This is a genomic window from Vibrio sp. SCSIO 43086, assembly GCF_051132235.1.
GTDB classification, from domain to species: Bacteria; Pseudomonadota; Gammaproteobacteria; order Enterobacterales; family Vibrionaceae; genus Vibrio; species Vibrio diabolicus.
This window is the reverse complement of sequence record NZ_CP072677.1, coordinates 231,353-252,756: the sequence shown is the minus strand read 5'-3', so window position 1 is coordinate 252,756 and position 21,404 is coordinate 231,353. Positions and strand designations below refer to the sequence as shown.

The following is a 21,404-nucleotide window of genomic DNA, read 5'->3' as shown; positions in this document are numbered from 1 at the left end:
CTACCTTTCAAAACCGATTGGTGCTCTCTGTAAAACCTAGTACTGAAGAACGTGTAATATAGAGAAGAGGTAAATCTGGTTTTTGACATTGTACGGATCAAACCTGCTCTTGTATTTTCAATGAACGTCTTAATACGATTTTTGGTATTTTTACTCAGAAGCTTCAATAACAGGCTTTTCATTTAAATTTCCTAATACAGTATGTTGCAGGCATAAATACAGATTTAGTCATAATTAATGCCATAATTTGTGTCTTTGGATGTAGCCAAAGAACGAAATAACTCGCGCTAGCATATGAAATGAGCGTAGCAATAGCAGCACCTTCCCCTCCAAATTTAGGAATAAGGAAGTAGTTGAGTACAATGTTAACAATTGCTGCGATACCATGAGTAAACAAAGAAAATTTTAGTAACCCTTCAGCAATGAGCCATTTGCTCAATAAAGCGCGCATAAAGATAAAACAACCAGCCCAAATATGAATAGTCAGAATTGGCGCAGCTGGAGCATAAGGTTCTCCAAAAGCAAACGGAACAAGCCACCCGCCCAACAGTGATACGGCAATAGCAATTATTATGGCCATCCAAAGTAACACGCCACATAGCTGTTCAAGCTGGAAATTATAGCTTTCCCTGTTTCCTCGAGCTTTAAGCAGTTTAGGGAAGAAAGAAGTTGTTAGAGCTAGTGGGAAAAAATACCAAACTTCAGACAAACGAGCGGCAACAGAGTAAACACCTAACTCTGTTGCTCCTACCATTTGGCCGATCATTAGCTGATCTATTTTAAGATAAACAACGGACATAAACCCAGATAAAACTAGCCATTTCGATTGGTCTAGTAAAGAAAATGCATACGTCTTATTCCAAGAAAAATGTTTAAGTGTGATAACTTCAGAAAAGTGTTTATTGTAGTAAATATAACCAGATACATACAATACACCACGTATAATTAGCTCAACAAAAAACACCCAAATAAAGAAGCCAAGATCAGCCTTCAACAAAATCCCAACTAACTTAGCTGCACTTGAAATTATTAGTGTGGTGACTCGAATAAAGACAATATATTTGGATGCCACCTCAGCTTGAAAATAAAATTCAATAACATATAAGGCGGATGAAATATTTATAACTGCGGCTACAATCAACCATTTAGGATCGACGAGTTCAATCGAACTCTGCCAAATCAAAATACCAACCACAGCGATCGTTGCCCCAACTAATCCTCCGATTAACCGCAATAAGAAGGATGAGCACAATACTTCGTATTGGCTTCGACCGTTTACAATTTCACGAGTAACAAGTGCGTTGAGGCCAAGAGAAGTAAAAGGAGCTAAAAGGGCTAAAAAAGAAACTATAAAGTTGTATTGCCCAAATTGTTCCGGGGCTAAATATCTCGCTAGAAAAATATTTATTAAAAAGGTAATGGCTAAAGTTATTATTCTCTCACTAAATAACCAAGCTGTATTTCTCAATGCTTTTTTTGTTGAGTTCATTATTCTAAATCACTTAATAGACTTGATCATTGTAAAAATAGCCTTTATAAATATCTCGTAAGGCTAAAGCCTTATTATATCGTATCTTTTTAAATGACTTTATAAAAAATGCAACGTTGAGAACCAGGCTCAAACTACCAAATATCTCTCGAAAGGCAATACCTCTAGCTATCATCTCATTGCTGCTTTTTATTTCCTTACCTGATGACTCTAATGGATGTCGAGTTATCACCTCCGGAACATAGCCTAGCTTACATCCAGATTTACTCAATCGGTTCAAAAATACTGGTTCATCACAAAGAGGGTATTTAGCACCAGCCCCAAGGTTTTCAGGAAAAGTAATATGGGGCTTTTCTAATAAAACAGAAGCTTTAACTGCAATCTCAATCGTTCCGACTTTCAAGATGGAAATATTATTATGCTTAAATTCTTTATCTGCATAGTTTTTGATCAGCCTGTTTCCTGTTAGGTCTGACACTGAGAAAGTCAACACTTCGTAATCATTTTTCGCAAAAGCCTGAACAACCCTCTCGTAAGCGAATTCCTCTAACTCGACATCATCGTCAAGGAAGAACACATAACTTGCGTCGTTTGGGATGTGCTTTATCGCTAGATTTCTGCTTTTTGTAACACCCGTTTCATCTGAAAATACAGAAAACACATCGCTACGCTGTGAGATTTTCTTGAGAAATTCATCTTGAGTAGACTTTGAGGTGCACTGGGAAACGACAATGTAAGACACTTCTTCCCTCTGCTTCAAAAAGATGTCAGGAACGTTGAGCAACCGATCACCATAAGCAGCAACTAAAAATGTAACCTTTTCCATTTTTATTTTCTCAAATTTCGCTGCTTCAAGAAAAGTGAAAGTGCAGACTTGTAGTTATCACGAGAAATCAATCGAGCCATAGTCAAAAGAGGGAGAGTTTCTCCTGTCACCTTGTATCTCATGATTTCCATTGATTTTTTATGATCGGCATTCATTTTGTTTTGATGCTTTTCGAAAAACAGTTCAAAACCTCTCGTTTTACGATTACTCGAACTTGAGATTCTCTCTCCCGCATGTTCCGTATTTAGGTAATAGTTGTATTTATCAGTTTTGTAACCTTTACCAAATCGATCTACAAGTCTTACCCAAGTGTCGTAATCTTGAAATGCTGGCATCGCTTCATCAAAGCCGCCAATAGCCTTGAGCTTAGAAACGCTGGTTAGCATCTGGTTTCCAACCAAATTTTGATACATTAGGTTATTCAGATCAAACTCACCCTGCTCAAATCCAAATTTTCGATGAATTTCTCTGTCGATGGTAACTTCAATAATGTTTGCACAAACTAGAGAATACTTGTCCTCATACACACCGACTAAATCGTCTACACGGGATGCTCCAAAGTAATCATCATCATCCATACCTGTAATCAACTCACCCGATGCAGCGTTCAATGCAACATTTCGAGAGTAGCAAGCTCCTTTCCCTTCATCGTTTCTGAAGTATTTTAATGGATAAGTTGTTTGCATCTGTTTAATAACATCTTGGGTGTCGTCTGTTGACGCATCATCTACTACGATAACTTCGATGTTTTCGTAAGTTTGGTTATAAGCAGATTCAATTGCTCGTTTGAGCAGTTGACTCCGATTATGAGTAACAATATAAATAGTCACTAATTTCATATTCAACTCTATTATTTATTTTTACTAATTAGTTTTTCTGCTCTTTCGAGCTCTGCCAACTTATAAATACATAGTATTAGAAATACGATCCAAGCAAAGTGAGTGCTAAGATACTCAGAGCGATAAGTAGAAGCAATTAAAAGATGAAACGTTAATAGGCCACCAAGAAAGTACTTTACAGAGGTAAAACCATATTTAAAGCAAGGATAGAATAATGACATAAAGAAAGTAAAGATCATAAGAACGCCAATTGCTCCACTTTCCCAAAACATGTCTAAAATATAGTTATTGGTGATCCTAAATAAATAGTCTTCACTTTTCATTCCAAACTCATCAAGAACAGACATTGTACCAAGTCCGTGCCCAAAGATAAGTTGAGTATAGTTTGACTCTGTTATTAATTGAACAAAAGATATCATAAATTGGCTACGAGAAGACCCACCAGAAGCTTCTGTCGACATCTTATAATAGATAAATTCAATTAAAATAGTACCTACATATATTAGAAGCAACACCAATACCATTACAATAACAAGTATGAAAAAGTGACTTATCCTTGTTTTACCAGTTAGAACTGTTTTTAGAAAAGTAAATACGAATACAAAGCCTAGTAATAAGACAAAGTTTACATATGCACCACCAGAGAAAGAGAGTATTACAATGCCAAATGACAGCAACAACAATACTAATCTTGAGAAGCTATGTCTTACCAAAAAAGTGATAAGAATCAATGACTCCATTAGGATAGGCGATAAATAGTTTGGCTCTTCAGCGATCGAAGTTACGCGAGAAGGAAACACCGCCCTCAAAGCTGCAGGGACGCCATGCATCCAGTCTCGTGTTTCAATAAAGAATGGGATACCCAAGAACTTACCAATTACTTGCCAGTAACCAAGAGCGATAAAAGCCAGTACACTTAACAAGGCTAATTTCATAAATTTCTTTAAGGAAGACTCTGTTGCATTCGAGATCCAAAGAAGAAAGATAATAACATTCAGCATAAGAGCAAAAAATGTAAACATCCTGCCTATGATTACTGTTCTCAAATACTCCGCTACCAAGTAATCTCGACTAATTAATATACTAAAAAGTGAGATAATAAAAACGGAAGAAAATGAAAGGCAAACGAATACAGGGTATTTTTCAAAACTAACTGTTCTTGAATTAATTAAGTAGTATGAAAATGCTAATAATGAGGAAAAGAATAAGATAACTAAAAAAATTTTATTCCATTGTGTCACTGACAAAGGTGCAAAGAGAGCAAAGAGGCACATATGTGCCTCTAATAGCTTTTTCGGTGCTAGATCTATGCTATGCATGTTTTCTTTTTACTGCAATTCTAATTAATGCAATGAATATAGAAAGAATACCACCAATCAATGTACCTAAGACGCAAATTATTGCCCGGCTAGGACTATCCTTTTCTTCTGGTACTACTGGAGGATCAATCACTTCAAATATATATTGATCTTGAGCTTCAGCTAGCATTAATTTTTTAGTCTGTTCTTCAATAAGCTGATAAAAAACATTTTGCATTTCAGAGAGGTTAGTCAACTTCAGCTGCTTATCCAAATATTCAATATTCTTCTTAGCTTGGTTAATATCTTTATTCTTCATCCATTCATTTAGATCAGAGATCAACCACGTCAACCATTGCTCTGCTAGATCTGGAGACTGATTTGTTAATGAAATAATCGTAGCGCCACTTACTTTATTGGAGTCAATTGATAACAATTCGTTAAAGAACTTAATTGCTTCAAGCTTAGTTGGCTTTGGCAACTTTCCTTCACTGACTGAACGAGTCCAAACGCCTGTTGATTCATCGTATATTTCTGGATCAATAACGATTCGTTTTGCAGATGCATCCCAGCTATCAATTGCCATTAATGGAATTAAGATGTCACGTCGTTCGATAAAAGATCCTAAAAAAGCTCTCGAACGCAATGCTTCCAATGCGATCGCTTGTTTTGAGCTTTCCTGCCCACCAAAACCCGCTAATGCAGCTAAACCACCTAACTGCCCCATTGCGGAACTTGTAGAGTTATCAGTAACAGGGAACAACACTGCTTCAGATTTATAGATGTTTGGTTTTGAAATAGCAAACAACACCGATGCAACTGCAAAAGTAAATGTAATTGAAATAATCAACCACTTTTGTTTCCAGAGCAATCGAACTAGTTCACTAATATCCACTTCAAATTGATTTTTTTCCATTATACCAAAGGGGAGATTACTCCCCCCGTCTCTCAATTTTATTCTTTGATCTAATTATTTATTACTTGAGTGCGTTAATCGCTACACCTGTTTGATATAGGATCTGTGTCGCAGCAGTCCAAGTACTTAGTGCATCTCTGTAATCGGTGTCAATTGGAACAACGATCGTATCACCAGGCTTCAATTCCTGCTTGTCATTACCAAACCAGTAGCCAGAACTTGGCTTATACACTGAGCCATCTGCACGTACTACGAAAATACGATCTTCATCAGCTTGTTTCTTAACGCCACCAGCTTTGTTTATGTAATCATCTACATCTAAACGATTATCAAGTAAGTATGTTATGCTGACTTGAACTTCTCCCATAATAGAGACCGTATTGCGGAATGTTGGTATAAATAGAAAGTCGCCATCCTCGAGCACAAAATCAGCAGATTTATCCTTAGCTATGATTCTGTCAAGCTGTACAACCATTCTTCCGAGAGCCTTATTTTTGCTCGCCTCTTCAACAAACTTCAGTGTTTTATCTGGGTCAGAGATAACTGAACCAATATTGCTATCTGCACGGAAAGTTTTCTTAGCAGTTTCAGCTCTTATATCTGCTGCATATTGATCTAATAACTTCTGCTCTTGTAAACGCAATGCCTCTCGAGTAAAAATAGCTCCTTGAGGATGTGCATATTGAGTAAGACCACCAGCTCTAGCTAACAGACTACCCAAAGTTTCACCTTGGCTAACGGTATAGGTCCCAGGAAAACGAACTTCACCTTGCAGTACAACTGTACTTTGCAAATTAACATTAGGCTTTTCTAGAATATTAAGTCTATCTCTACCTACAACTTTTACATCACTAGAAACGTCACCTTGGATAGCGCTTCGAAGATCAATTCTTTCTACTGATATAGAAGCACTTTCATCTAGATCGTTTACAATACTTCTTGCTAGCTCTGCATTGATAGTAAATGCGTTATATGTCAAACCACCTGCTGCTGCAATTAAGTCAGATACTTTCATTGTTTGAGTGATTGGGTATCGGCCTGGATGCTTTACTTCACCAAAAACTTCAGCTATTTGCGGTGCTAACCCTAACCGTGATTGTTGCTGCAATTGCAACAAAATAGGTGCTAACAACGTTCTGCGAGTATTCATTTTGATCTTTTCAAAATCTTCTTGAGTAATTTCTTTACCTCTAAAGATGATCTTAGGTAACGGTTCTCTTGATTGAAGATTATTCTTACCGTTGGGATTAGCGTTGTTTGTGTTGTCTTTATTAAGAATGTTGTTTTGGTTAGAGCCAATCGTAACTGACGAGCTCACCTGTTCTTGCTCTTTTTGTTGCTCAAGCTCTGCTTTCTCTTGAGCTTGCTCTAGTGTCTTGGCTTTATTTACTACTTCATTCTCAACAACAGCATCAAGATCTTCGTTGTTGAATCTGTTGAAGACTAAAACTCGATCTCGAGAATTTAATGTAATATTGTCGGAACTATTTGGTGATAAAATAGCGTTTGCAAGGTTTAGCTGGAGTACTTTAATATCGCGCTGTGGGTTAATTTCTCTAACGACAACTGCGTAGTTGATATCTGCTGTAGAGTTAAAAGCCGTATCAACCGAACGGAACAAATCTGCAACCTTTAGGCCAGACTTCCATTCTACAAAGCCAGGGTGTTTAACATCACCTTCTATTTGTACATAGCGAGTTAGTTCCTCGCTTTTTTTATGCACATTAACTTCATCACCATCTTTTGCTTGAATTTTGCGTTGAGAGGGAATTGAAAAGTCAAGAGAGAGAACCTCTCTATTACCTTTTGACTCATACCTTCTTACTTCAACTTGCTCAGAATATGCATTTGCAGTAAAGCCGCCTGCATATTTAATAGCTTGTTCGTAAGATTCACCTGGTTTGATCTCATAAATTGCTGGGCGATTAACTTCACCATCAATACTGACCGTGTTGCCAACAGAGCCGATAAATACGACATCGCCAGACATTAAACGTACATCTCGACTTGAGTCACCTTTCAAGAGTAAGTCATACATATCTAACTGACTGATAACTCGACCATCTCGCTTCAACTTAATATTTCGCAAAGCACCGCTTTCACCAAAGCCACCACTGTAGTAAATAGCTTGTGATATCGTAGTCAAAGCGCTAACCGTGTAAGCCCCGGGTTTGTATGCATCGCCCATCACAAATACTTGCATAGTCCTCATTTCCCCTAAGGAAATATCACTACGTACCCCGATGATTTGCTCTTCGACTCTTTTGCTTAGTGACGCGCGCATCTCTGAGAAACTCATACCTGCAACGCTCACAGGCCCTAAAGACGGAAAATTAATTATGCCAGCTCGGTTAACTCTCAAACGATGAGTAACATTATCTTTACCGAATAATTGAACAATAATCTCATCACCTGCCCCAATAGTATAATCTGCGGGTACTGGAACATCACTAATAGGTGCAAATGTAGTTGGCGAACCTGCGAATAACTCTAACCCGAAACGTTTTAGCTCTTCGTCGTCTGGATTTTTACCAAATTCTTTTTCCATTGCTGTAGAAAATGCTGAACTTTCTTCCGCTCTAGGTTTAATTACATCAGGTTGTTGAAATGAACTAGGTTGAGAAGAACCCGAAGGGATGGCAAACCCGTATTTCGTAGCCAAAGCTTGCTGTTGATCTGCTGGTAAACTTTGGAACATTTGGATCTGTTCAGGTGTTGGAGTGGCTGCATAACTGACTGATGCAAATAGGCCTACTAGTAGAGCTATAGCAAGAGAGATATATCCTTTAAGCATGATGGGTCGCTTTAGTTATATGGGATGAAAAAATAAGAGCAAGGGCGTTTGCGATCTAGCAACATTCGTCGCCATGAAGCTTTTTGTCTACTTAAAATTAGAATCGGTGTTGAAATCCAATACTAATAGTATTGAGACGAGCAGTGTTATCTGAAGATACATCTACAAACTCGAATGTAACGGCATTGTTTGTATCTAAGGCGTAGTGCATACCTAGACCAAAACTGAAGCTTTCTTCTGAATTAGATCCGACGTTTTGTTGATCCATTTGCAAAAATGAATAGCCAGCTAAGCCATAAACTGCAATGCGATTTGAAACCGGAATATTGAACTTAGTAAACGCACTGGTAATGCTATCAATATTGAGGTTGTTATCTCGTTGTATTGAAGTACCATAACGAGCCTCTAAGGCCAGATAATCATTGAAAAAATAGCCCAGCTGCCCTTGCAGAACATAAGGGTTTGCTTCTAGAGTAGAAGCTGGTTGCTTATATTCTGCGTTAGAGTAACTTGCTAACACTCCTGCATAATAATCCGCCGAAGCCGAGATAGAATACAAGCTTAAACCTAGAGTACTAATCACATTCAACAAAACTCGTTTACTTATCACGAACACTTCCTTTAAATCAGTAACTTATAAAGCACTACCTTTGTACACGCAGCTTACTTACAGCCACATTCTTTGCCTACGCTACCGCCCTGAGGCAAGCGAATAACCACCGTTTCGCAGTAACATTAAACTCACCTATAGGTTAGACACATTGAATTAATCACATATGTACCCACTAGAGAGAAAATTGCGATTCAACTCGATATAAGCACAAAAGCTGGCAAATTATGCACGTAATGATTAAAAACGGCAAGGTTACAACTGTCAAAGAACAAGCAGAAACATTAAGCTAGTAGTAAATGCTCGACTAGACATCACAAACATTTACTAACTTACGAAAGAAAAAGTTGCGGATAAGTTCCACAACTTTAATATCGTTCTTATTTCTCAGTTTTGCTTAAACAATACCAATTCGAGTACATCAGCCCCGTAGCTATCAAGAACAATCCTATCTCTACCTATATGACTCACTTTGTAGTTTGACAAAACAGAGTTGTCCTTTAGTACCTCTCTCGACACCTCTCCCGTTTCTAAATTGCGAAGTTGAATTACAGCAAACATTGAGTTCTCTTGCTCAAAAACAGCGGAGAGTCGAATAGCTGAAGACATAATTTTTTTCTCACCAGCTTCAAGAGCCTTCTCTGAACTTTCAACCTCAGCTTTACCATCAATAACTTCTTCTGATTCTTTAGCTTTTAAGGGGTTAATCGATGCAAAGTGAGCGAGCAAAGAACTGACCTCTTCACTCTTTGGCGTCGACTTCTCTACATACGAAACGTCTCTATGCGTTAGCGAACGAGCCCCATAGCTTTGAACTGCCACCTTAGGAGAAATGGTAATATCAATAATAACGGCCAGTAAAACTAGAGGAATAGCCCAAGATAGAGATTGCGTCGTCAAAATCGCTTTCATACTTCCTTTCCTTCTAATACTGGTACCGCGAGTTTGTAGTTACTCTGTATGGACCATTGCCAATTACGACCTCTTGTATTTGGAGTTCTCCAGCTAAAACTCGATATTGCGACTTGTTCTTTGCTTTGTGCTAAATAACGATGGAATGCCGCGATGTCATCAACTGAACCGGAAAGTACAACCTCCAAGTTATACCAGCTCACAACTTCATCTCTAATTGGCTCCAACCAGGTAATAGACTGAACTTTGACATCAAGCGCCTGAGCCTCGACTTCAAGCCGTTTTTGAAACTCAAGTCGAAAAGCAGATTCATCATCTGAATGGTAAAACCTATGCTCAACTTTCTCGATGGCTCGCTCCAAAGACGTTTTCTGTAGTTCGAATGCATCTTTGTTGTTGATGACTTCTTGCGTCTTGATAATCTGACTTTGAAGTGCACTTAACCCTTCTCGATGCTCATTTCGGCTTTCAAGTACAGGTACCCACAGAAATTTGGCGATCACAAGTAAGCTGAGCCAAGGCAAGTACTTCTTATACTGTTCTGTATTCATCTCTCTACCTTCTGAGCCAGCTTAACCTCAACGTTAACAACTTCTTTATCACGCACCTTTCTCGCAGGACCGCTGAACTTTGCAGATGAAACGTTCACGTTATTAATTAAGTTTTGTAGAACTGCACTCGATGAGTCAGCTCTAACACGAATATTGACTAAATCATCCACCACCGTAATTCGCTCAATTTGGCTCCCCATTTCGTATAGAGGGACTAAGACTGGCCATAGCTCCCATCTTGTTTGCACTGCATTTTGTACAACAGAGAGCTTGTGCAAGTGTTCATCCAAATTTCTGACTTCATTTCGAACCTTTAAGGCACTACCAACGTTAGCCTTTAAATCGCTAAGCTCATCAGAAGCAGAATTCATTTGCATACTCACAAAGGCAGAGCTAAGTAACAAGTAAACGGTAAATAGAAGAGAAAATGGAAAGACAGCTTTACTCAATCTATCAAAAAGAGACTCATCACTTCCCGGAGCTTGATGCCACAAGCCCATACATTTATGCCAAGGTAAGCGGAACCAGTTTTCGTTTAGGATTTTTCTAAACTCAACGACCTCTATGTGTCGAAATTCTAAGGCAGCAATACCATGCGCAGCACAAAAATACTCCGCATTAGCAAACATACCCGCCGAAAGCTTTGAAAATATCCCTTTACTATTCTTTGCCAAGTAAACCAAATTACTGCCATTTTGATACCGAACAAACTCCCCTTCTTTTATCGAGCGGCCAATAATGAGGCTCTCGGGAATTAATACACCGGTAAGCTCATTTAGGGACGGGGCGATCCAATATATATCCACAGTAATCGAGTTGTTAGAATTCTGATTTACAACGTATAAACCATGCTCTTCTTTTCCTTGAAGCTCAAATTCAATAGCCTGCTTGAGGGCTTTGCGCTCCATCACTGGCAACGTCAGTGTTTGCTCTCGGTATAACTCTCGATTAAGTACATAAACAGGCCTTTTCGCCCCCGAACGCTCTTGATGTTCACCGACTGACTCCGGCGTGACGTATTTAAACAACACACCCAATAGAGTATCCAACTGAAACTTTTCTTTTTTCACTACCCTTCGACTCCAAAACTCCAAATGGGTTGGGATTTATTTGTGGGAGACACATTGATGAACATTTTCCTCTGCACTCGAGCATCTCCAATTTGTTTCTTCAACGTAATAATAAAACGGCCACTAGGGTAAAACAGCATATAATCACTTTTCCGCAACCCCGTCAGCTGGGTAAATAGTTGAGGTGTAAGTTCGCCATTTTGTCTCGATTCGATCACGGCCTTTGCCTGGCGTTCAGGCAACCATAATTTTAAAGATTCGTCTGGGGCCTGTAATGGTAAATAGGCACTATAAGGAATACGTGTAAACACTTCCGCCTTTGACGAAGGTATTCCTAACTCTTTCAAAGCTCGTAACATTTCTTGTCGGCTTTGAAAAAACTGACCACTAATGCCAGCCCCATTCGTCGAACTCTGGAAGCCTTGCGTATCAATCAGAGCATTACGTGCAACTCTAGCCTGATGCTTACTGCCTAGTAAACGCTCAAATGCTCTCTCCACAGTTGAGCGATCCCCTCCGTTAAACACTGAAATCAGCCCTGAATTATCTTGGATTGTGATTGTTCCAATATCTTCATACTCAAAAGGAGAACCATAAAAATTCCATATCTGAGCCAATTTGTTTTCGTGTTGTTCGTCTTTGGCCCAGCGAGCCGTTGACAAGGCAAAAAGTAATTCAGACTCCATGGTTCTTACCGCAACCTCAGCCATAACTTTATCCTGTATGACCTGAGCGATAGATACTTTATCTTTTGCCGAATAACTCATTTGCAAAGCGAGTACGCTAATCACAGCACTCATTAATAAAACTTGCAGTAAGGCAACGCCGGACTGCTTAGTGTAGAAAAAGTTCACTACGCTTCATCCCATGTGTCAGTTGAGAAATTGAGCATGTAACTGTTATCTTCTGGAAGCAGAAATCGCAATACTTCGTCACCTATTGTAAGAGCGATAGCGACGGGCATCGTCTTTACAGCCTGTGCGCTATAGTCATCGTTCCATTGAGGCTTCCCTTCAAATTCATCTAGGAATAGGTTTTTATCCTCTAAGCTTTCCCACCCCAAATATCGAAAACCTGCTATTTCCAGCCCTTCAAATAGAACCTTTTCATACTTAAAGTCAGGCTTGGAAGAATCAAGTGCAAAAGATGAATTGAGTATTGGTGCCTCTTTGTATATGACTTGGAATGTACCATCTCCGACAGCCTGTACAGATATCTGAACTAGTGCTGGATCAGTACCAAAAATAGGTAGTTCAGTCACGGCCTCAAACTGCCGCCCATCACCTTCGAAAAAGTAAGAAGCTTTACCCTTCCCCCTGACTAGATATGGTAATGTGCCGTTTAGAACATCGAGCATCATTAATTGGCTTTTTTTCTCAACGACCAACTGATAAAACTGCCCCTTGTCTTTAAACCATCTATCATGAAAGAAGCTATAGCTCGTACTAGCTATCAACAAAACAGCCATCATGATGACACTAGCCACTAGCATTTCAACTAGGGTAAAACCTTGTTGCCCCTTCACCAGCTAAACTCCTTATAGACAATAGGAGCCCGGTTTTCGACCGTCAGCGTAACGGACCATAAAACAAAACGACGTTGCTGGGCACCATACTCATCTTCCAACCCCTCAGGCACGTATCCTGCTTTTCTATCTATTTCTGATGCATTCCAATGATAATAAGCTCCTTGGGCGTACCCCTCTCCATTATCAATCCTCTCATTGCGGATTTGATAACGGATCTGGTCAAGAATAAAAGGGATTGCACTTGAGTATTCGATAGATTGCTTGGCTTTGAGCTCTGCTTTTATTGTGCTTTGATAAAGCATCGACATAGATGTGATGACAGCAAAAAGGATCATGCTTGCTACCAGAGCTTCAATAAGCGTAAAGCCTTTGTGCTTATACATATTCCCATTCGCTTATAGTAGGCAAAAATTAACGTATAACGTATAACTAAAAAGGTGTCGATAGGCCCAAATTAATGAGCCTATGCACTATATATCTTAAATTTTGACGTGCTCAAGCCCCTGAGCAAAACGTGCTTTCAGATCATCCCATTGGCTGCTGCTTTCAACGATTCTTGGCGTCACCATAATCACAAGCTCAGTTTTGGTCTTGTTATCAGTTTTAGTTCCAAACAAACCACCAACAACGGGTAGAGAACCTAAGAATGGTACTGCTGAACCATTGTTTGTAACATTTTCACTGATCAAGCCACCCAGAATTACTGTTTGACCAGATTCAGCAACTACTTCTGTTGTAATGCTACGATCAAAAATTGAAGGGTTGCCTTCTACAGAGGTACCACCATCAACTTGGTTACTGTTTTCCTGCGAAATAACCATTGAAACAATACCTTGAGCGTTGACTGTTGGAGTAACGGCAACTTTTACACCAGTTTTTCGGTATTCCACTGAACGTGTTACACCATTATTGCTGTCTGTAGTTGTTTGTCCAACTACAGGAATATCTGTACCGACATTAATATTTGCTTCAACACCATCTCTTACTAACAAGCTAGGTTTTGACATGATATTAACGTTATTATTACTCTCGAATGCCTGTAAGTTAATGAAGTCATCACCGCTCATCCATTTGATCAAGCCACCTCCGACTTTATCCAAACCAAAAGCATCTTTTGTGCTAGCTGAAAAATTACCATTAGAAAAGGCCCACTCGACCCCAAACTTAAATTCATCAGTCATCGTTACCTCCGCAATTGTCATTTCCAAAATAACTTGCTTAGGCATTACATCTAGCTGAGCAATAAGCGGTAGCAAAGCTTGATATTCGGTAGAACTGGATCTGAATATCAATGTATTTGCTCTCTCATCAACAACTAAACTCAGTTTATCATTGGATACTGAATTGCTACTTTGACTATTTACTTCTATTTTAGAGGAATCTTTATCTGCACTTTTTTGCACCGAAAGTGAACGTCCACCTATTAACTTACTTAAGCTGTCACCTATATCAGCTGCTCTAGCATACTTAGGTTGATATATAAAATAACGCAAGTCAGCACCTTGACTTGGTCGATCCATTTGCGCAGCCCAATATCGAACTCGTTTAATAAAAGAATCCTCAGAAGCAAATACCGCTAAAGCGCCTAACTGAGGAATTTGTACCATTGATAGGCGTTTATCATTCGCACCTCCATCTGAAACGATCCCCTCGTTCTGCAACAACTCAGTAACAGTAGCAATAAAGTCTTCGGTTGTGATATACCTCAACTTGACTAAACCTATATGCTTACTCGTATTCGAAGGCGCATCAAGGATTTTTAGCAGTTCAATGGCTCTAACAACTTCCGAGCGCTTTCCGCTCAAAATTAGTACACCCTGCCTCAAATCAGGAGAAACTCTAACGGACGTAAGTTCTCTAATTACGCCCATAGTCGAGTTGCTGAAAGTAAACTTCAGAGGAACAACTTGAACTACATCGATAGCACCATCTGGCACGGATTCAGGCGTGGAGCCATAACCCAAAACGGCACTAGATTTACCATCTTGTTTCAAGTTCATAATGACATATAAACCATCACGAGCCTGCACACTAATACCACGCTGAACCAAAAGCTCCTGTGTCAAATCAAACAGACGTCTTGGGCTAATATCATTTTGAACATTCAGAGTGACCGGAGTTGTAACTCCTTGCAAGTTATCCCCAAGAATGTAGTCAACTTGCAGTATCTGACCAAAAACATAATGCAAGAAATCATTCAAAGGCATAGCGTCAGCAGCCAGCTTTAAGCTAGCTTCATCACTGAAGTTCGTTGAGAGTGCCTGACCCGCCTCAAAACGGTCATTACTAACCTTTAGAGTAGGTACTGTTTTATACACAGCCCCTGGTTTTGCTACTTTTGGCTCTAAGTCTGAACTAGCTTTCTTTTCAGTGACCTCATCTTTTGATGGTACGCTGTTTGTTGCCTCAGACTCTAAAAATGAACCGCTGACCGGGTATTGACGCTCAGAAGCGTCTGTTAACACACACCCTGACAACAATGAACTGCATAACAGTGCAGACGTTGTTAACTTGAACTGTTTATTCATTTTGATTCCATGAAACGAGTTTGCCTCAGTCGTTATATCAATCTGTCGCTTCGACGAGGCGGAATAAATTGATTTCCTGACGAGCGCCTCTAAACACAACTATGAGATATTCAGGATCTGGATATCCATTGCGATTAAAGGCCACCATTTGCTCTTCCGGAAAACCTAGAAATTTAAAAGTAATATGCTTTTCACTTGTGGGCTGTTGAGAAGTATCCAACAACGTTAGCTCATTATTTCGAACATATAGCCCGATATCACCACCACGGTTAAACGCAAGATTACTTGTCTTGCGAACTAGACTTTTTAGCTTTTGTAGTTCAGCTCTGGCTTCAGCTTTTTCAACTTGGGCAATTGTAGCTGGCCCAACTAATGAGGCTGCAAGTCCCATTAGAGCCAAAACAATTAATAGCTCTATTAGAGTAAAGCCACGTGGGTGCATTTAAATCGCCACATCATTCAATGAAGTTATGCTCAAAAGCATAACCACAACAACACCACCAACAATCCCGCCCATAACAAGGATCATCAATGGCTCAAGAATAGAAGTTAATTTCGACGTCCAAGATTCAAAATCAGCTCGGCTTCGATGTGCAACCTCGTCAAAAACCCTGGCTAGCTCACCACTTTCTTCACCAACTTCAATTAAAGAGAGAGAAAGATCTGAATATAACTCTGTATTTGACAGAGCTAACGTTAAGCTCTCGCCACCACTCACTTTGCTACGGGCCGCATTGAGTGAATTTTGTAATTCAATCCAAGTGATTCCATCACAAGCTAGCTTCAAAGCTTGATCTAACTTCACTCCACTAGTTAATAGCATTGCCATTGAACTACTGACTTGAATTCGATTAACAAGCAATATTGAGCTCTTAAGGCCTGGCGTTTGACTAAAAACCCTCGAAACCCAAGACTTAAGCTGTCCCGTATTAGCTAAGTGAAGAGTAAAACACACACACCCGATGACTCCAATCAGCAAGTAGATTTGGTAACTTTGCATCCAAGCACTTAACCCTAGGAGCATTTCTGTATAAACAGGTAACTCCGCTGCTTGCTCAAATAACCCACTCATTCTCGGAACTATGAAGTTAAAGACAAATAAAATACAGGCTACACAAACAAACAAAATCACTGCCGGATAGGTAAGTGACTGAATGATTTTTGCTTTCAACTCACATTTAAACTTAAGTTCTTTGGCTAGCTGACCAAATACTAGAGGTAGGTTACCGCTCTCTTCCGCCATTTTAACCAAGCTGACATAGACATGGTCAAAACCTTTAAGATTTGACATTGCAGAAGATAAAGAGTCCCCCTTTCGAACAGCACTGGCAAGTTGAGACATGACGCGGCCTAAGTTACTCTCACTGCCTTTTGCCAATATTTCTAAACCTCTATCAATCCGAACACCACTCTCAAGTAAAAGAGCAAGCTCAGATGTCATAATTTCTAGCTCTTTCAACGTTAATGGTTTAATTGGCCCGCTCGCCTTGCTACGGTTATTTGCCAGTGTCTCTTGTAGCTTTACGACCGTTAAATTTTGTTGCTTGAGCTGTTTTTTTGCGTCCTCTAGTGAAGACGCATCAATTGCACCATTATGTTTGGCTCCATGACGATCATACGCCTGATAGTCAAACTTCATTAGTTAGCCACCCTCATAACTTCTTCGATGGTTGTAAGTCCTTGAGATACTTTTAATAACCCATCATCAGTCAAACCGCGACCACCAATACTTCTATGATAAGCGATGGCTTTTTGCAGAAAGTGTTGGTCTTTCTTGAGGGCTCGAATCTCATCGTCAATAGACATGTATTCAATTATCGCCATACGACCTTTATAACCAGTATTCCCGCAGTGTTCGCATCCCTTTGCTTGCTTTAGGTTGAGCGTATGTCCACTTCTTTCGGCTAAGATTGCCAGTGTTGGGTGCCTTTTCAATGTTTCTGAAGGGTCGATCGGCTCCGCACAATGAATGCATAACTTCCTAACCAGTCGCTGAGCTACGATAGATACCAACGCCGCATTCAACAAATACTCCTCAGCCCCAAGGTCGAGTAAACGAGTAAACGCTGAAGGAGCATCATTGGTATGTACTGTACTAAACACCAAGTGTCCGGTTAATGCAGATTGCATTGCAATACGCGCCGTTTCTGCATCACGAATCTCACCCAGCATAATGACATCAGGGTCCTGTCGAACAATAGAACGCAAGCCCTCAGCAAAGCCAAATCCAATATCCGATTGAACTTGTACTTGGTTAATACCGTCTAGACGATATTCTACAGGGTCTTCCAAAGTAATGATTTTACGAGATTCGTCGTTCAATAAACTCAGAAAGGTATATAAGCTGGTCGTTTTACCTGAGCCTGTAGGGCCAGTAAGCAATACCACGCCTGCTGTTTTTTTTATATCGCCTAGAATAGCGCTTTGAATATCACTGGATAAACCCAAACTACCAATATCGTAACGAATCGACTGTTGTCGCAAGAAACGCAAAACCATGCTTTCGCCATCTGCAAGAGGCAGGGCTGATACACGAATGTCTAGTTTTTCATTCGCGATCTTAATTGCGATCTTGCCATCTTGAGGTCGTCGTTTCTCCGCGATATCCATACCTGAGAGAATTTTCAATCGTGAGATTATCGGCACACTCAAGCGAGCGGGAACTTTTTCCACTTCATGGAGTACGCCGTCAACACGCATTCGCACTCGATAGGTATTTTCACTCGGTTCTAAGTGCATATCAGATGCACCAAGTTTTAAACCTTTCGTGATCAGGCCGTTAAGAAGGTTTACTACTGGAGCTTCAGAAGCAAGCTCTCTCAGCTTGTCCTCTTCTAATGAACTGAGGTTGTTGAAGTCATTTTCATCAGAGTTCTCGCCATCAGAAACATGAGATTGTATTAGCTCATCAAACTGAGACTCACTTACAACAACAAACTGGACATGTTCGGTTGGAACCAAGCTTGATAAAAGCTCAATAGCTTCTGGGTGAAGGGGGTTTTGTGCAAAAACAACGAGTTCACCCTCATCTCTTTTGGCAACCAACCAACCCATGTTCTGCAAAGCAGAATACTTTTCACCGTTTTCAAACAGCAAATCTTGTGGCAATTTGAAACCAGTGATAAGCGGTAGCTTTAAGTAAGTCGCGTAAAATTCAGGAAGATTCTCTTCTGTCAACGCGCCTATGTTGACTAAAATCTGTTCTAGTTGCCCGCCATTCCGCGATTGGAAATGACGAGCTTTCACTAAATCTTCACTAGAGACATCGAAGTGCGACCTGAAGATGGCCTCAATTTGACTCATTGATAAACCACATCCGCCGCTTCACCTTCCCCACCTTCAACTCCATCAGCACCTAGGCTTCTAAGGCTATATGGTGCACCGTTTTCACCAGGCACTTTGTAAATGTATACTCGATTCCAAGGGTCTAGAGGAATAGCTTTTGGAAGGTAAGGGCCATCCCATCCAGCTTTATCATCTTGTCGAAGTTGATCTAAAGTAGAAGGATAGTTACCAACGTCTAGGCGATAGACATCTAAGGCTGTTGCCATCATCTGCATTTGTGCTTCAGCTGTCTTAGTTTTAGAAGCACCAACCTTCGAAAACATCGTTGGAGCGACTAACGACATCAACAAACCCATAATTACAATAACAATCAGTAGTTCCATTAGAGTGAAACCACGTTTGCGAGAACCTAAAGAATTAACAACCACAAGTTTGCTCCCAGATAGACAATTGGAAGGCGATATTATCATAGCCATTTTTAAATCCATACCACTTCTCTATATAGAATCAGTTGCTCAAAACAACATTACAAAACCGTTAATAAGACAATGCACAACTTTGTCAATAAAATATTATTAACAATACCAATAATAGCGCCACTAATTATAAAACCAACAGAATACGTTATAAAAACGTCACGCCTGAACATTATTTGAACAGATAAATGACACTTTTATAAATTAAACTATATCTTCGAACATTTTACTGACATAAGTGTGAGTTAGAACAATTTTTTTTGACAATAACCCAGTTTCAGTAGTTGATGTTGGTATTTAATTCCTTTATATTTCTGCTTGTAGTTAAACCTTTGGAGGGGGTAGCTACACAATAATTAGATTTTGTCCTGATCGGTGTCACGGGCATCATTAGTTCCAACCCGGGTGGCAATGCTGCCTCGTCGGTAATGGCAAAATCTCTTTTAGTTGGCAGTTATGGAAAACAATAACTTTTGGTTAGACTTTCATGACACCGATTTCATGAAATTGGAGAAATTTTCAAATGAAAAAGCTATTTAACGCATCTCTTGTTGCGCTAGCAGTGGCTGGTACTTTCAGCGCAAACGCAGCTGATATCTCAGTAAACGGTGATTCAGTAAAAATCTCTACTGAAGCGAAAGAAGTAGGTCTAAAGTATAATGGTGTCCTAACTTTTGACACTATTGTTAAAAAAGATCACTCTGCCGGTGCAGAAATTGTTCTTTCTTTCAGCGAAAACGTTGATTTATCAGGTGTTGATGGCGGTGCGTGTTCAGGTTTGAACTCTGGTACTTTCACGTGTAACGACCTAACATTCGATGTTGGTACTGGTTCATTTACATTTGATGCGGTTACAGTTGATAACACAGCTAAAACAATTAGCTTTAATGTTAACCTAGGTAACCCGATGATCGCTAACTCTGCGTTCCGTACTTCAATTGCAGACATGTCAATTGCAGGTTCTTCAAACCTAGATTACTCATCTAACCTAGGTGGTGCAGAGATCGAAACAGGTTCTGCTGTGATTGCAACAGAAGCATCTCAGTACTCATTCGCAGTTCAAACTGAGTACAACAACCGCGTTGAGCGCGTAAACCAAGAGACATTTGCAACGTTTGCGGCTGACGAGTCAGACCTAAAAGACGTCGCTCGTGTTAACATCTTGGATAAAGCTAGCGAATTTGATGTAGCAGCATTCACTGTCGACTCAGATATCAAAGTTTCTGCAGATCTACACCTAGGTGAAGCTGATCAGACAGCATTTGCTATCACAGGTACAACAGCTACTAACCCAGCTGCAGTAATTGTTGATTCTAAACTTGCTGGTTTCACTTCTACTCTTACAGCTCTAGATGCTAATAAATCAACTGTTATTACATTCACTAACGGTTCTGGTGAGAAAATCGCCCTTACTAGCTTTGCCATCGACGCAGACGTTGAGTATGGCAACCTAGCTACAAGTCCAACTACTACAGGTTCAAAAACTCTTGCACAAGCAGCTGATCTAGGTCAGTGGGAATTGGATGCATCTGTAGTTAATGTACCTTACCTACCAGTAGGTTACGAGAATCTTTCTTCAAACGTTGAGTACTCTAACCATGGTTCAGCTGCTGCTGAAGTAAGCATTTCTGCTTTCGACAACAACGGCAATGAGTACACTGGTACACTAGCTAACGCTGCTCCTAAGACTGTAACTAAGTACTCTGAAGCTGATATTATGGCTGCTCTAGGTATCACTGAAGCAACTAAACTAAACATCACGTTCATCTCTGACGCTGATGAAGAAAACGTAAGCATCGTACCTTACTACCGTCAAGGCGATTCTCGCGTTCAATCAATCAACGACCAATACAAAAAGTAATTAAATACTTTTAGTATAACTCGTTCAAAAGCAGGCTTCGGCCTGCTTTTTTTGTTTACTCTGGCTTAAAGCAACTGTTTACAACATATGCATATATACCCTAAAATGCAGTCTGAGGTTTCCCCTCACATCGATGTTATTGAACCTTGCAAGGAATAATTATGAAAAATATCGCATTGGCAATGTTAGTGGCACTAGGTGCTTCTACTTCTGCTTTCGCTGAAACAGGTACAGAAGCAGGCAGTGCTAGCGTAGCATCTGCATCTGCAACTGGTACAACGGCTGTAGCTGTCGGCGCAGCAGCAGCTGTAACTGTAGTTGCAGTAGCAGCGTCTGACTCAGACAGCTCTTCTACTTCTACTTCTACTTCTACTTCAGCTTCAGTTTCTAACTAATCTTAACTGTCTGATAAAGAAGTTAA

General features: G+C 39.9%; 19 protein-coding genes and 1 pseudogene. 2 read left to right on the top strand and 18 right to left on the bottom strand.

What is annotated here, in order from left to right:
• Positions 1-178: 178 nt before the first annotated feature.
• The 18 genes and pseudogenes from J8Z23_RS01165 to gspG form a co-directional block, all read right to left on the bottom strand.
• On the bottom strand, positions 179-1,489 hold the full coding sequence (locus tag J8Z23_RS01165) for a flippase (protein WP_434634533.1): 1,311 nt from the start codon (positions 1,487-1,489) through the stop codon (positions 179-181).
• Positions 1,490-1,502: 13 nt separating this feature from the next.
• Positions 1,503-2,315: a glycosyltransferase family 2 protein gene (locus tag J8Z23_RS01160; protein WP_104969001.1), complete on the bottom strand. Its 813-nt coding sequence runs from the start codon at positions 2,313-2,315 to the stop codon at positions 1,503-1,505.
• Positions 2,316-2,317: 2 nt separating this feature from the next.
• Complete coding sequence (locus tag J8Z23_RS01155) at positions 2,318-3,154, bottom strand: glycosyltransferase (RefSeq protein ID WP_301659478.1); 837 nt, start codon at positions 3,152-3,154, stop codon at positions 2,318-2,320.
• An 11-nt stretch (positions 3,155-3,165) separates the two neighbouring features.
• A complete protein-coding gene (locus tag J8Z23_RS01150) occupies positions 3,166-4,473 on the bottom strand; it encodes a hypothetical protein (RefSeq protein WP_301659477.1) in 1,308 nt (435 codons plus the stop codon).
• A complete protein-coding gene (locus tag J8Z23_RS01145) occupies positions 4,466-5,368 on the bottom strand; it encodes a Wzz/FepE/Etk N-terminal domain-containing protein (RefSeq protein WP_074191953.1) in 903 nt (300 codons plus the stop codon). Before J8Z23_RS01145 ends, J8Z23_RS01150 begins: the two co-directional genes overlap by 8 nt.
• Before the next feature lie 61 nt (positions 5,369-5,429).
• A pseudogene (locus J8Z23_RS01140) lies at positions 5,430-7,880 on the bottom strand (SLBB domain-containing protein); the annotation flags it as partial.
• Positions 7,881-8,259: 379 nt separating this feature from the next.
• Positions 8,260-8,772 (bottom strand): porin family protein, encoded by a 513-nt coding sequence (locus tag J8Z23_RS01135; RefSeq protein WP_074191951.1) that lies wholly within the window; start codon positions 8,770-8,772, stop codon positions 8,260-8,262.
• Between the two features lie 387 nt (positions 8,773-9,159).
• A complete protein-coding gene (locus tag J8Z23_RS01130) occupies positions 9,160-9,684 on the bottom strand; it encodes a hypothetical protein (RefSeq protein ID WP_206949324.1) in 525 nt (174 codons plus the stop codon).
• A complete protein-coding gene (locus tag J8Z23_RS01125; protein ID WP_206949325.1) occupies positions 9,681-10,235 on the bottom strand; it encodes a hypothetical protein in 555 nt (184 codons plus the stop codon). Before J8Z23_RS01125 ends, J8Z23_RS01130 begins: the two co-directional genes overlap by 4 nt.
• On the bottom strand, positions 10,232-11,305 hold the full coding sequence (locus tag J8Z23_RS01120) for a hypothetical protein (RefSeq protein WP_104968995.1): 1,074 nt from the start codon (positions 11,303-11,305) through the stop codon (positions 10,232-10,234). Before J8Z23_RS01120 ends, J8Z23_RS01125 begins: the two co-directional genes overlap by 4 nt.
• Complete coding sequence (locus J8Z23_RS01115) at positions 11,305-12,159, bottom strand: hypothetical protein (protein ID WP_074191947.1); 855 nt, start codon at positions 12,157-12,159, stop codon at positions 11,305-11,307. The genes J8Z23_RS01120 and J8Z23_RS01115 overlap by 1 nt, the downstream gene beginning before the upstream one ends.
• Entirely contained in the window at positions 12,159-12,830 is a 672-nt protein-coding gene (locus tag J8Z23_RS01110) for a prepilin-type N-terminal cleavage/methylation domain-containing protein (RefSeq protein ID WP_074191946.1), read from the bottom strand. The genes J8Z23_RS01115 and J8Z23_RS01110 overlap by 1 nt, the downstream gene beginning before the upstream one ends.
• Positions 12,827-13,216, bottom strand: a complete 390-nt coding sequence (locus J8Z23_RS01105) for a PilW family protein (RefSeq protein ID WP_301659475.1) — start codon at positions 13,214-13,216, stop codon at positions 12,827-12,829. Before J8Z23_RS01105 ends, J8Z23_RS01110 begins: the two co-directional genes overlap by 4 nt.
• Before the next feature lie 96 nt (positions 13,217-13,312).
• Positions 13,313-15,361 carry a secretin N-terminal domain-containing protein gene (locus tag J8Z23_RS01100; protein ID WP_074191944.1) on the bottom strand — a complete coding sequence of 683 codons (2,049 nt, stop codon included), beginning with the start codon at positions 15,359-15,361 and terminating at the stop codon, positions 13,313-13,315.
• A 37-nt stretch (positions 15,362-15,398) separates the two neighbouring features.
• Positions 15,399-15,803, bottom strand: a complete 405-nt coding sequence (locus J8Z23_RS01095) for a pilus assembly FimT family protein (protein WP_033004862.1) — start codon at positions 15,801-15,803, stop codon at positions 15,399-15,401.
• On the bottom strand, positions 15,804-17,000 hold the full coding sequence (locus J8Z23_RS01090; RefSeq protein ID WP_301659474.1) for a type II secretion system F family protein: 1,197 nt from the start codon (positions 16,998-17,000) through the stop codon (positions 15,804-15,806).
• Entirely contained in the window at positions 17,000-18,664 is a 1,665-nt protein-coding gene (locus J8Z23_RS01085) for a GspE/PulE family protein (protein ID WP_301659473.1), read from the bottom strand. Before J8Z23_RS01085 ends, J8Z23_RS01090 begins: the two co-directional genes overlap by 1 nt.
• Positions 18,661-19,074 (bottom strand): type II secretion system major pseudopilin GspG, encoded by a 414-nt coding sequence (gene gspG / locus J8Z23_RS01080; RefSeq protein ID WP_301659472.1) that lies wholly within the window; start codon positions 19,072-19,074, stop codon positions 18,661-18,663. Before gspG ends, J8Z23_RS01085 begins: the two co-directional genes overlap by 4 nt.
• Before the next feature lie 571 nt (positions 19,075-19,645).
• Here gspG and J8Z23_RS01075 point away from each other — a divergent pair.
• Entirely contained in the window at positions 19,646-20,983 is a 1,338-nt protein-coding gene (locus tag J8Z23_RS01075; protein WP_074191941.1) for a hypothetical protein, read from the top strand.
• A 161-nt stretch (positions 20,984-21,144) separates the two neighbouring features.
• Entirely contained in the window at positions 21,145-21,378 is a 234-nt protein-coding gene (locus tag J8Z23_RS01070) for a hypothetical protein (protein ID WP_258459862.1), read from the top strand.
• The last annotated feature ends 26 nt before the right edge of the window (positions 21,379-21,404 follow it).